Source organism: Lacticaseibacillus sp. 22 (assembly GCF_055413445.1).
The window spans coordinates 50941-64140 of the sequence record NZ_JBVAYD010000018.1 but is presented as its reverse complement, the minus strand read 5'-3'; the positions used below and the strand labels follow the sequence as shown (position 1 = coordinate 64140).

Genomic DNA, 13200 nt, shown 5'->3' with positions numbered 1-13200 from the left:
TCGAACCCTGGACCCACGGATTAAGAGTCCGTTGCTCTGCCAGCTGAGCTAACCACCCATTTATTTATGTCTGTCGCGCTTCACGACTTAAATATAATATCATGTACCCCTTACTGGCGCAAGTGTTTTGCGAACTTTTTTGCGAAAAATCGTTCAATTTGGTATTTTGACGCCTTCGACAGACTTCTCCATGGCGTATTGCCGACTTGCTTTGAGCCATGCTGACATGCAAAAAGACGGCCGCGGCCGCCTTTTAAAAATTGTTAGAATAAAACGTGAATGGACTGATTGCTGTTGATCAACTTGATGGCCTTGCCTAGCATCGGGCCAACAGAAATTTGATCGAGTCCTTCGAATTGATGCTTGGGATCGAGTTGAATCGTGTCAGTAATGACGACCTTCTTCAATCCTAGATGTTTGATCCGATCAACGGCCCCGCGTGAAAAGACGCCGTGAGTAGCAGCTGCATAAACATCTAGTGCACCAGCTGCACTTAAGGCTTTGTAGGAGTCAACGATTCGATCACCTGTATCAATCAGGTCATCAATCACAATGGCGTGCATCCCTTCAACGTTACCGATCACGCCGATGTGTTCCTGATCACGTTTGTCGACAATCGCAATTGGCGTATGTAGTTCTTCTGCCAATGCCCGCGCCTGTTTGGTTCCGCTATGATCAGGGGCGATGACGACCACATTATCGCCAAGATTCAGCTTTCTGAAGTAGTCGCCGATTAACCGGTGGGCTTTCAGATGGTCAACTGGAATGTCAAAGAATCCCTGAATCTGGTCGGCATGCAGTTCAACCGCCACAATCCGATCGACTCCATCCATTTCCAACATATTGGCGACCAGTTTTGCAGTAATCGGTTCGCGTGATCGTGCTTTGCGGTCAGCACGCGCATAGCCATAGTATGAAATGACCACGTTAATATGGTGTGCACTTGCGCGGCGCAATGCATCCACCATGATCATGAGCTCCATGAAGTTTTCATTCACTGGATCAGAGACCGATTGGATGACATAAACATCAGCACCACGAACACTTTCCGGCAGCTCGATTTGAACTTCTCCATCGGCAAAATGATTCACTCGAGCGGGCGATAACGGTAAACCCACTTCGGCCGCAATCTTTTCCGCGAGTGGTCGATTGCCATTGAGACTGAATAATTTTAATTCGTGCATCGATTTCTCCCTTTTTCACATTTAACGGTTTGCAATGTTATTATACGAGATAAATCGAGAAATTGCGACTGGTTATGCAATGAGTTAAAGTAATAACAGAATATTTGCAGATTCATAAGCAAGGCTTCGGCAAGCGTCCGCTTTAGCATTTGCCATGCTTTGATCCAACTGCAAGACTAGGAAATGGGAGGCTCTTTATCATGAAACAAAGCCATTTGATCGGCCTTGCAACCCCACTGTTGTTGTCAGCGGGCACTTTAGCAACTGCTGAGCGTTTTTACCAATATGCATTTCGGCGAATCAACTACATTCCTGATGCCCGTAGCTCCATGCAAAAATACGCCTCATCATATTACCGTCATGTCCACTGGGTTGAAAGTCAGCGGCATATTGAAGCCTGGCATATGACAGCTCCGGATAATCAGCGGCTTGAAGCACTTTGGCTGCCGCATCCCGGTAGTCAAAAAGCGGTGATTATCGGTCATGGTTATAAGGGCACCGGGATTACCATGAGTAACTTTGCCCACATGTTTTACGACTTGGGCTTCAATGTGTTGTTGCCTGACGATCGTGGCCATGGTGAATCCGATGGCGAGTACATCAGTTTTGGCTGGTTGGATCGGCTTGATTACCTTGGCTGGCTGCAACGCATTCTTGACCGGCTTGGTAACGATGCCCAGTTATTGCTGTTTGGCACGAGCATGGGTGGCGCCACGGTTTCACTGGTCGCAGGCGAGCCGAGTTTGCCAAAACAGGTCAAGGCCGTAATTGAAGATTGCGGGTACACGGATGTTGAAACGGAACTGGCTTATCTTTTAAAGAAGCAATTCCACCTTCCACCGCTGCCACTGGTACCACTAGCCAGCTTCATCAATTATCGGCGCTTAGGTTATCCTCTCCGCGTGGTCAACGTCCGTCAGGCTTTAACGCGAAACCGCTTGCCATTACTAGTCATCCATGGCGCTGAAGATGTTTATGTGCCAACCAAAATGGGCCGCGAAAATTACGCTGCCTCCGCTGGTCCCAAAGCGCTCTGGATTGTCCCGGGTGCGGCCCACGCCGAAAGTTACTGGATTAACCCCGCGGCCTATCAAGCGCACGTGAAGCGGTTTTTGGATATTTTCTTTTAGCGCTTGCACTCCTAATAATAGTCGTCATGTGGCAGCTACGTTTCGTTGCCATTTCCTCCGCGTAGCCTTCAAACTGCGCGGTTTTTTTAATCTAAAAAGACTCAGATCGCCTCTGAGTCTTTTTCTATCGCCGGATGAGTGGCTGCTATGACTGCCACTTCCGCAGACTATTCAAATTCGTTTTCTTCAGCTTGATCTTGCTGCTTGCTTAACGCATCAAACGTCCGCAGCATCTCCAAGTTCGTCTCAATACTTTCCGGCCATTCCCAATGTTGAACATTAAACACATGCTTGAGGTGTGGCCCCGCACTTGCCGGCCATAGCTTTGTTGTATAGGTGACGTGATTAGCATCGAACACCTTCAACAAGGCTTGGCTTTGCAAGTAAAAGCTGTCATTTTGCCCGCCAATCAGCATAAACGGCGGCAGGTCCAAGCCTTTGACAACCTGCGAGAAATTCAGGTGATCGGCCAGTGCCTGATCGCCGCCGCTTAACTTGTCCAGATAAAACGCGGCCATATCGCTCATGTCACCGGCTGCTTCTGGAAGCTTACTTGGTTCGGCGACTGGACAAACCAGCGCCACCAGGGTGAAGTTGAAATTAACCCGACTCACACCAAAGAGTTCCTGTAACTCCGCACTCTGCTGGATGCAGGCAACCAAGGACGCCAGGTGGCCGCCAGCCGAATCTCCGGTCAAAAGCACATGGTCAAGGTCAAATCCGCGTTGAGGGCCAAAATGCGATAACCAGCGCAGACTAGCAAAGATGTCTTGAATCTGGCCGCGTAAATCAACATCCGGTAACAACCGATAGCCCATACCCATCACTGCGTATCCTTGACTAGCCAAATAGCGGCAATAATTACGATTCAAATTACGATCACCATAAAACCACCCGCCACCATGAATATCGATGACGGTCGGCATGGTTGCGTTGCGTCTTTTGGCCGGATAGTACAGGTTCAGGGTTTGCTGCGGATCAGCCGACTGTTCGTATCGATATTCCGTCTCCCAATGAACATCTTCCGGTACCCGTTCATCCGCGTACCGTGCCTTATCCCGAGCAGCCGTTTGCGCCCAGCTCGCTTGAACCTTTGCCAACATTGCCTCTTCATCTGCCATTAACGAATGCCTCCATTTCCTCGTGTTAACGAATCGTGTTAAAAGGTTATTCCTATATTAACGCAAAAAGACTGCCGGTGCGTCACCCGACAGTCTAATCGTTTGATTTTAAGCCCGTTTTTTAACGATCCTTGGATTTAACACTTGCTTCAACTTCATCAATCAAAGCAGCATCTTTTAACCCGGTTACTTCTTTAATGACGTCTACTAATGGCTGATCTTTGAGCATCGCCTGAAGTTTAACGGCTTCGGCATCATTAGGTTCAACATAATGGAACATCATGCCAACCGTATCCATCAAGACGCTGTAATCCAAGCCGCGTTCCTTCAGTTCCCGAATCGGCCGGATGAAGCGTTCGTTGTAGCCAAGCTTACGAATTGGCGTCCGGGCAACTCGCGAAATATCATCGGAAATATATGGGTTCTGGAACCGTTGCAAGACCCGATTTTGATAAGTTTCGAGTTCCTTTTCGTCAAAGTTCTTGAATTCAGCTAAAAGCAGCGAGCGGGTTTCGGCAAGTGCACCTTTGGCCTGATTGAAGACTTTAGGATCCTTGATGGCTTCACCGATCGTGGTGTAGCCCAAGTACTTGCCGGTGTAAGCCGTGGTTGCGTGGCCAGTGTTGACTGAGAAGAGCTTACGTTCAATGTATGGTTCGAGATCAGGTACATAGTCGACGGTCTTAAGCTTCAGATCATGGTTCTTCATCTGGCTTTCGTCAACAACCCATTCTTTGAAGTCTTCAACACTAACGGCTAATGGATCATCATGTTTTTGCTGCGGGACAATGCGATCAACCGCTGCATTAGGGAAGCCAACGTACGTATCAGCAAAGGTCTTGCCGGCGTCATCAAGATGTTCATAAACGCTCTTCTTCAGCGACTGTGATCCGCCAATCATGTTCTCACACGCAATCACATCTAATGGTTGGTGGTTGTTAGCGGCCGCGCGTGCTTGCAAACCTTGAGCAATCAGCGGCGCAATGATCGGGAGAATCTTCGGGCCAATCGCCGTCGTAACCAAGTCGGCTTGGGCAATAGCTTTCACAACTGCCTCAGGATCCTTAGCGTTATTCAACCCGTCAACATTGTCCACATGAATTTTCTTTTCACCCGGGGCGGCCAAAGTGATGGTGTATTCCCCGCGCTGATTTAACGCATTGATAATCGTCTCGTTAACATCGACAAAATTGATTTTGAATCCATTAGCGGCAAGCGTTTCACCGATAAAGCCGCGACCAATATTACCTGCACCAAAATGTACTGCTTCCATCATGATTTATTCAACTTCCTTCAGTAAATTGACGATTTCTTCCGGCGTTTGTGCGTCGGCCAGTTTTTGAACATTTTCAACATCGCTACAATAAAGCGCAATTTGTGAGAGTAGTTTGAGATGCTCGCCGTTTAATCCGGCAATGCCGAACACAACGGTGACGAGATTCTCATCAGCCGGATCATCCGACCAATCAACCCCCCACGGATATTGAACGACCGAGATACCGGTCTTTTTAATATATTTCATGCCGTCTTCAGTGCCATGGGGAATCGCAATAAAGTTACCCATATACACTGAAACGTCACGATTACGATCAATCATTGAATCAATATAACCCGGTTCAACGTTGCCATTGTCGACCAAGAGTTGGCCGGCCTGACGAATGGCTTCTTCCCTGGTCTTCGCTTCTTGACCAAGTTTGATCGTCTTTACGTCAAGTCCTTTCATCATGTCACCTTCGATCAATTTTTTGAATTTCGTGCATAAAGACTTCTGTCATCACTTGATATAACTGACTATAGTGGCCTTTTTCAAAAAGCTGTATGTCCGCTGGTGAAGCAACTAGCTTGGCGCTAACTGCACTCAGGAGGGTCAATGTTTCTTGTGGAACAGGATTCGGCGTCAGCAACAGGAGAATCCGCTGCAGTTGGATCGTGCCCATGTCCATTGCCGCTAAAGGTATCGCTGTTTTGAGATCAAACGCCCCGATATATGGGGTTGTGACACCGCGACTACTCGTGTGAATCATTGCTAAACCTGTATTCGGGATGCCAACCGGCGCTAATTCCAATCTTTTTAACAGTGCTTCTTTGACAATTGGCGGTTCAACGACAACGGTCGGTAACCGAGCAAGCATCGCATCGATAGCAGCAGCAATCGTGGTGACCGGCTCATTCAAGTCGTTGACGGCAAAGTGTTGTAATAGCCCATCTGCTGCCATCACCATGGTTTTTAGGCTCTCAAAGGCGGTAACTGTTTGGTCCAGTGACGGTTGATTCAACGGCCGCACTTGTTTAGGTGTGGCGCGTTGAACAAGCCGGCGCACTTCCGCTATTTCCTCGCGTCCCAATATCGGCGTAATCACCAAGTACTGATGCTTAAACCCCGGCAGCGGCATGGTAGCAAGTACCAGATCGTAATGTTCAAGTTGTTGTTCCGGTAAATCACTCACCTGAACAATCTTAATCTTACGAATTTCCGGCACCTGCACGCGTAACTTTCCAGCAATCAGGCTGCCGGTTCCGGGTCCATCACTGGTAACCAATAGCACGGCAACGGGTTTTTCTGCCGGAGCGTGATCCAAAACCGAAGCGAAGTATAAAACCAGATAGGCAAGCGCATCGCCTGTGAAGGCTCCTTGGCCGAAAACATGATCAGCCGCCTTTTGAACCGCTTGGTAAAGTTCAGGATAATCATCTTGCAAATGAGCAAGTACGGGATTGGTCATTGTGACACCAGACAGCCAATCCCCTCCGGCCGTTCGTTGGACATGAGCCAGTAATGAAGAATAAAGCTGTGGGTTCCCGGAAAATTTCCCGGGAAATGATCGGGCTACTTCCCGAATAAGATCCTGAACTTCAAGGTTGATGGTTAAATCAAATTGATCAACCGGTTCGCCTGCCAACCCGCCGCGAATATTACTCAGTTCGATGGCAAGGAATTGATAATCACCGACACGTACTTTTTCCCGGATTGTCGAATCCATCTCGGCTAGGAATTGTAGCGCCAGTTGTTGGTCCTGAAACAGTCGTTCCTGATCAAAATGCTGTTGCGGTTTAACGTGATGGCCCTCACGCAATCTTCGTGTATTAATTGCAACTGTTAGTAGTACTGCTTTACGTTGATTATCATTTAGATCTGCTAAAGCTTTAATCTGAGACAGTGCGGTGTTAGCTGCAAGTATTTCTTCTTGCGGTAACCGTTCAATGAAATAGTTCGTCACCGGATCAAAGTCTTGCTGCGGATCGTTTAGGAAGCGAAAGAACACATACGGATTAATTTCAGCATTCAAGACGCCGACCAGAACCCGGCGAATATCACCTTCTTGTCCTTCAATCCAGATACCAGCTGCTTTTTGCCGATTCAGCTTGAGATGATATTCATTTAACGCCGGTTCGAGAATATCCAGATCTTGCTTAATCGTCGTAATGCTGACATCTACCGCATCAGCTAAAGTTGTCATCGTCAAAGTTTCATCCGTTGTCAGCAACATCAGTGTTAGCGCACTCTGCCTCTGACTGGGATCAAAGGTGAGATCTTGCCGTTGATGTGACAAGGCTGCAGATAGACTGGCTAAATCAGCGGCTGCCCCCACAATCCGGTATGAGCTGCCATTGCCTTTGTCCAACTTTAAATTCACCGTTGCGATATCATGCTCCAGTTGCGAAAGCTCACGGTAAATGGTCCGGCGGCTGACGCCCAGCTGTCGCTCCAGCTCGTCGCGGCTTATGCCGGCGGGCTGACTCATCATCAGTCTGATCATTTCCTGTTCACGATTCGTTAGTAACATGTTTTTCGCCCCAGACGGCCGCAACTCGACCTCGCTTATTTCAATTTCTCAATAAGTTTATCATAGTTCGTCGCGTTCAAAAGACCATCCACGGTATAGACTTGAACATTGGCAAATTGTAATTTAACACGCCGGGCAGTTTCTTTCGATGCGATGATTAAGACATGATCCTTATCATCAATCTCACCGATCGCAACATTACGAACCTTGACGTCTTTGTTGAGTTTTCGCAACTCAGAGCGGAATGTCGCTTGCGCCATAGTTGCCGAGCCGATATTTTGATCGTGATGCAGGAAGTCTACTTCTGTAATCTTATCGAAGTCGATATCGTTAAGCTCGTCTTCTGGCGTTTCCTGCTTAGCTTTTGGCGTTTCTTTAGTTGCGGTTTCATCTGTCCCGCCAACTGCTTCAGCCTTCAAACTAGCAATGATCTCATCATACTTAGGACTATTCAAGAAGTTCTCAACAGCGACGTGTGCTGCATCAGGTGTTTGTTTCTTAGCCCGATCAGCCAATTCTTCTTGCGTCACAACTAAGAGTCCCGGCTTATCCTGCAAGTTGCTAATGGCCGTGTTGGTAACCGACAGATCCAAACCAGCCTTCTTGACTTTATCACGAAGAATCGAAGCACCCATGGCACTGGAGCCCATGCCGGCATCGCAAGCAAAGATAATTTGCTTAATGCCTTTAGCCTGGCTCATGACATCTTTAGCAGCAGCCACATCCTGACCTTTAGCTTCAGCTTTCATCGACTTCATCTTCGCTTCACTGGCTGCCAACTCATCGCCAGTACCCTTATCGCGGCGCAAGATGAATGCCGAAATCAGGAAGGAAACGGCAGTGGCACCAGTAACCCCAACGATTAAGCCGATATAGTTTCCGATATCAACCGGTGACATCGCGAGCAACGATAGGATGGAGCCGGGAGATGGCGAACTCTTTAAGCCAACATTGAAGATTGAGAACAAGGTCGTCCCAGTCACACCACCAGCCATAACTGACAGGAACAATGCCGGTTTCATTAGAACATATGGGAAGTAAATTTCGTGAATCCCCCCTAAGAAATGAATGATGATGGCTGAAGGTGCAGAACCTTTGGCCGCACCCTTACCGAATAAGGCAAATGCAAGCAGGACACCAAGCCCCGGACCCGGATCAGGTTCAAGCAGGAACAGGATGGACTTACCATGTTCGGCTGCTGCCTGAATCCCAAGCGGTGTTAAGATCCCTTGATTGATCGCATTATTTAGAAACAGGATCTTAGCTGGTTCAATAAAAATATTTGCTAACCATAACAGACCATGATTGATAATCCAATCAACGCCGGCTGCCATTGCGTTAGTCAAGCCGGAAATGATCGGTCCCATTAAGAAGAAGCCAACAATTGCTAATAGCATCCCGATAATGCCGGCACTGAAGTTATTGACCAGCATTTCAAAACCTTGGCGAATCTTGTCTTGGACCCGATCGTCCCATTTCTTAATACACCAGCCGCCTAGTGGGCCCATCACCATTGCCCCAATGAACATTGGGACATTGGTTCCGACAATAACCCCCATTGCAGCAATGGCGCCAACAACGCCGCCACGGTGACCTGCTACCATTGAACCGCCGGAAAAAGCGATGAGCAATGGTAATAGGTAAGTGACCATTGGCGTGATCATTTTTGCCAGTTGCGCATTTGGCAGCCAGCCACCTTTAAGGAAGATGGCAGTAATGAGGCCCCAAGCAATAAAGGCGCCGATGTTAGGTAACACCATGCCGGAAAGCTTGGTCCCGAATGATTGCATGCCGGCCTTCAGATTGAATTTCTTCTTCTCTGTTGCCGGCGTGTTTGCTGATTTAGCTTCCAAAGCAAACACTCTCCTTTCGCTTGTTTACGAAGATTATTGTAACCGCTTTATGTAATCGCTGACAAAAGCTACTTTGGCACAGTTAGTTGTGCCAAATATTCAGCATCAATCCCATCAGCACTATTTGTGGGTCAAAATAATACGTATCAGATAGTAACAGTATTCGTTATCTGTTTCACAAGTTATCTAAACCTCGACGCTGTTGGTCGCCTGCAATTAAGCCATGTGGATTGCTTTTTGAAAAAGAAAAATCAGTTTCTACCATATAAATAAGGAACATCTCAGTGCTATTTCAGCTGCCAGCGTTAATCATAAAGCCACGCTCCTTCGTGATTCGGTTTACAATGTGACGGCGATTTAGTCACAGCGCCGGATTTTTAAAAGAATTCAAATTAGGTATAGACCATTGTTGACACCGCCATTTTATGGTGTTATATTGGACTAGACCAGATAAGGGGGATATCAATCATGGATGTTAAAGTTTTTGATAATGATACAGAAGCAGGAAAATACGCATTTGACTTGATTAAGCAAGGCATGGACAACGGTGCCAAGGTGCTTGGTTTGGCTACTGGCAGCACACCGGTCACCATGTATCAGGCAATGGTAAACAGTGACGTTGATTTCAGTAACATGACCTCGGTTAACTTGGATGAATACGTGGGTATGTCACCAGACAATGACCAAAGTTACCATTACTTCATGAAGAGCCATCTTTTTGACAAGAAACCGTTTAAGGAAACCTTCGTGCCAAATGGTCTTGCCAAGGATCCAGAAGAAGAAACCAAGCGTTATAACAAAGTGATTGCCGATCACCCAATTGACATTCAAGTCTTGGGTATTGGCCGCAATGGTCACATTGGCTTCAACGAACCAGGCTCACCATTTGATGCCGAAACCCGGAAAGTACCTTTAACCCAAAGCACCATTGACGCCAACGCCCGCTTCTTTGAAAACGAAAACGACGTACCGCGCTATGCTTACTCCATGGGTATTGGCTCCATCATGAAGAGCAAAAAGATCTTGCTTTTGGCATTTGGCGAAAATAAGGCCGATGCGGTTCAAAAGATGATTGAAGGCCCTGTTACCAACGATGTGCCAGCATCTATTTTGCAAAAGCATCCGGATGTTGTCGTTATCTTGGACAAGGCTGCCGCAAGTAAGTTAAGCCACAAATAATCAGCCATTCAGCACCATTTAATGGCGTGAGCGGCCACATTAGTTTGCGCAGGTAAACATTAAAAACTCGACCCTGGAAAATTTTATCTGGGGTCGAATTTTGTTTCTGCTTCATTAATAGGAAGTTGCTGATTCTCAGCGTCCTAAATCACCGCGCTGAATCGTCTGTCTGCGCGGCTTTTGTGTAAGCGGTTTGTTTGTTTACCCGCCACGGCTCACACCTAGGCAGATCCATGGTAGAATGAGGCCATCATCTTAATTTATATATGGAGGAAACTATGTACAAAGCTGTTGTCTTTTTTGATTTAGACAAAACCCTGCTGAATGATGAAAAACAGGTCCCGCCGGAAAATGTTGCTGCACTAAAAGCGCTCGAAGCCAACCATGTCTTGCCTGTCATTGCTACTGGCCGCAACTACTACGAACTCGATGACATCATGGCCGTTACCGGTGTTCGAAGCGCCATTGCAGCAAATGGTGGTGATATTTTCCTGGAAGGCGAGCATATTTTCCAAAGCGTGATCGGTGAGCCGCAACTGACACGGTTTCTTAATGCTAGTGCTGCCCGCAATATTCAGGTCGCGATGTATACAAGTGACCAGTCAGCCTTAACGGGACACAACGAGTTGACCACTGATAATTACGCTCAGGTGCGGCAAACCCCGCCGCCGATTAAGCCCGATTTTTACAAACATGAAGCCGTCTGCATGCTACTAATGTTTGTACCTTGGACCGATGCCGGCGATCAAGTCGGGCAACAATTCATTCAGGATTTTCCGGAAATGACCTTCTACCGTAACTCACATTACACCTTTGATGTCGTTAATCGCGGCATTTCTAAAGGTACCGGCATGAACATCTTGCTAAATCAACCCGCATTGCGCGATATTCCTACCTACGCATTCGGTGACGGGTATAACGACATTCCCCTTTTGCAGGCAGCCGATACCGGGATCGCGATGGGCAATGCTTATCCTAAAGTTGCTGCCGCTGCTGACTATCAAACCGATGACTACCGTAGTCATGGCATTCCCAATGCACTCGCGCATTTCAACTTGATTTAATTCGGTTTTAACCTCATCGGCCACATGCGGTGAGGTTTTTTGGTTCTTCTCAGCCATCATTTAACCAAATTTCAGGTTGACCATTCGAACAAATGTTCCCATAATAAAAACTGGTATTCAGTCGTGAAAATATTTTTATTTTTGACGGCAGATCATTGATATATCAGCATTTCTGCAACTTCCTATAACGTGTTCACGGGGTAAAGTCAAGACCGCAACTGCGCGATTTTTCTGCTATACTCAAAGCATGTTGCACGTTATTTGGGCGTGGTCGTATCACCGATCAGTAACGCTGCAACATCGATAAATCTGCTGATGGAGGGGTCTCGTTATGTTAGAACAATCGACAATGCATCCTGTGGTTTGGATCAATCAACATACTTATATCAGTATCGTTAAGAATGCGGACTACAATTTAGAAGTTTGGGAGATTACCGCCGAAAATCGGCAGCATCGGATGGCCCGGATGAACTACAAATATCATCGCGATAATTTCGCCGGGTTTATCTATCGGCTCTTTCCGCAGATCGATCTCATTCAAATTCACAATATTCAAAAGAAGCTTAATCCCTATTTTGATTTAGAAGTTTAGAGGTGTTCACATGGATAGTCTGGTTTTGCAACTGTTAATCATGGTCGTAGTCGCCTTGGTCATGACGTTAACGATTATTATTGCGGAATGGCGCACTAAGACGTTCAAAACATGGCAGATTAGCGTTCAATCCGTGGTTGCGGTGTTGTTATTCGCCATCGGTATCAGTTTGCTGACGGTTCGCTGATTTAGAAAACCTGATTGCGATGCTGCCAGATATGGCATTACGATCTGCTTGGTATCTATCAAATATCACAACGCCCAGTGATATTTTGACAACTTAGCCGACCTACCGACTGCCACTGAAAAGCACGCCTAAGAAAGAAACCAGCATTAATAAGCTATGTACATCCTGCTAAGCTAATCGGCTTTCGAGAAGACGTATCTTGTCACTCGAAGGTCGATTTTCATATTCATGCCCTATTTAGGTGCTTACTTTAAAAAATAGTCGTTATTTGCGGTAACATTTAAACTTCTATGATAAAATTAAGAAAAAATCACAGGGGCGTTTGTATGCATCACTTGGAAATCCCTGCTTCGCTTGCACAACAGTTGGTTGACGGTTTAATGGGCGGCTATAAGGATTACCTTGCTGAGCGTAAGCAGAAACAGCAGTCTTTGACTATTAGCGGTGCGTTTGCCTGGACCCGGAGCAATTTCATCGACTCTAAGATTAGCGAACTAGTCAGTAAGGAACCTTCAATTAGTAGTCAACCTGATAAGGCCGGATACGCTTGGGAATACATTCAATTTATCCACGAACAAAGCAATCATCGCTCATTGATCATTGTTAAAAATGCGCGGCAGCTAAAGCGTCGATTCAATAATACGACGACTGTAGACAAAAATAATTATCTTTATCAGTTAGCCGGCATCAATAATGAGTTGAGTGCAGCCGGCTTACTAAGCAGTCGGCAAACTAATGGCGTCATTCAGCTGGAACTAGCTTTGCCTGGTACCAACAATGCTGTTGTAAGTCTCATGAATCAAACAGCTCAAAAATCATCACCGTTCTCAAAGTTCTACATTGTGACTTACGCGGTAGATAACGACAGCAAGATGATTAAGCATATTGAACTAACGATGCCGAATCAAACCGAAATGACTTTGAAACCCATTCAAGACTTAACCCCTTTAATCAAACAAAGTCCATTCCAGATCAGCCTTGAGGAAGTTGAGCCGATTCAGTCTGATCAGGTGCCAGATGCAGCATATGAACAAAATACCCTGTTTGGCTACGAAATTAATGCTGATCCTGAAACAGAAATGGAGGCGGACGCTGAATAGCGGCA

At 46.6% G+C, this 13200-nt stretch carries 12 protein-coding genes; 6 read left to right on the top strand and 6 right to left on the bottom strand.

From position 1 onward, the window contains the following. Nucleotides 1-263: 263 nt before the first annotated feature. On the bottom strand, nucleotides 264-1184 hold the full coding sequence (locus ACWP87_RS09335) for a ribose-phosphate diphosphokinase (RefSeq protein WP_005685736.1): 921 nt from the start codon (nucleotides 1182-1184) through the stop codon (nucleotides 264-266). Nucleotides 1185-1384: 200 nt separating this feature from the next. Between ACWP87_RS09335 and ACWP87_RS09330 the strand changes: the two genes are divergently transcribed. Continuing rightward, nucleotides 1385-2314, top strand: coding sequence for an alpha/beta hydrolase (locus ACWP87_RS09330; RefSeq protein WP_005685735.1), 930 nt, complete (start codon nucleotides 1385-1387; stop codon nucleotides 2312-2314). A gap of 167 nt (nucleotides 2315-2481) precedes the next feature. Here the strand turns inward: ACWP87_RS09330 and ACWP87_RS09325 are convergent, their stop codons facing one another. From ACWP87_RS09325 to ACWP87_RS09305, 5 genes are all read right to left on the bottom strand, one after another. Continuing rightward, nucleotides 2482-3435 (bottom strand): alpha/beta hydrolase, encoded by a 954-nt coding sequence (locus tag ACWP87_RS09325; protein WP_005685734.1) that lies wholly within the window; start codon nucleotides 3433-3435, stop codon nucleotides 2482-2484. Nucleotides 3436-3556: 121 nt separating this feature from the next. After that, nucleotides 3557-4711, bottom strand: coding sequence for a mannitol-1-phosphate 5-dehydrogenase (locus ACWP87_RS09320; protein WP_005685733.1), 1155 nt, complete (start codon nucleotides 4709-4711; stop codon nucleotides 3557-3559). Nucleotides 4712-4714: 3 nt separating this feature from the next. Next, nucleotides 4715-5158: a PTS sugar transporter subunit IIA gene (locus ACWP87_RS09315; RefSeq protein WP_005685732.1), complete on the bottom strand. Its 444-nt coding sequence runs from the start codon at nucleotides 5156-5158 to the stop codon at nucleotides 4715-4717. A gap of 4 nt (nucleotides 5159-5162) precedes the next feature. Then, a complete protein-coding gene (locus ACWP87_RS09310; protein ID WP_014570236.1) occupies nucleotides 5163-7220 on the bottom strand; it encodes a BglG family transcription antiterminator in 2058 nt (685 codons plus the stop codon). 35 nt (nucleotides 7221-7255) lie between these two features. Then, nucleotides 7256-9073, bottom strand: a complete 1818-nt coding sequence (locus ACWP87_RS09305; protein WP_014570237.1) for a PTS mannitol transporter subunit IICBA — start codon at nucleotides 9071-9073, stop codon at nucleotides 7256-7258. A gap of 468 nt (nucleotides 9074-9541) precedes the next feature. Between ACWP87_RS09305 and nagB the strand changes: the two genes are divergently transcribed. From nagB to ACWP87_RS09280, 5 genes are all read left to right on the top strand, one after another. After that, on the top strand, nucleotides 9542-10252 hold the full coding sequence (gene nagB, locus ACWP87_RS09300) for a glucosamine-6-phosphate deaminase (RefSeq protein WP_014570238.1): 711 nt from the start codon (nucleotides 9542-9544) through the stop codon (nucleotides 10250-10252). Nucleotides 10253-10530: 278 nt separating this feature from the next. After that, nucleotides 10531-11316: a Cof-type HAD-IIB family hydrolase gene (locus ACWP87_RS09295; protein WP_014570239.1), complete on the top strand. Its 786-nt coding sequence runs from the start codon at nucleotides 10531-10533 to the stop codon at nucleotides 11314-11316. A 331-nt stretch (nucleotides 11317-11647) separates the two neighbouring features. After that, nucleotides 11648-11908: a hypothetical protein gene (locus tag ACWP87_RS09290; RefSeq protein WP_005685727.1), complete on the top strand. Its 261-nt coding sequence runs from the start codon at nucleotides 11648-11650 to the stop codon at nucleotides 11906-11908. 10 nt (nucleotides 11909-11918) lie between these two features. Continuing rightward, nucleotides 11919-12095 (top strand): hypothetical protein, encoded by a 177-nt coding sequence (locus ACWP87_RS09285; RefSeq protein WP_014570240.1) that lies wholly within the window; start codon nucleotides 11919-11921, stop codon nucleotides 12093-12095. A gap of 326 nt (nucleotides 12096-12421) precedes the next feature. Continuing rightward, nucleotides 12422-13195: a spr1630 family ClpXP-sensitive toxin gene (locus tag ACWP87_RS09280; RefSeq protein WP_014570241.1), complete on the top strand. Its 774-nt coding sequence runs from the start codon at nucleotides 12422-12424 to the stop codon at nucleotides 13193-13195. Nucleotides 13196-13200 lie beyond the last annotated feature (5 nt).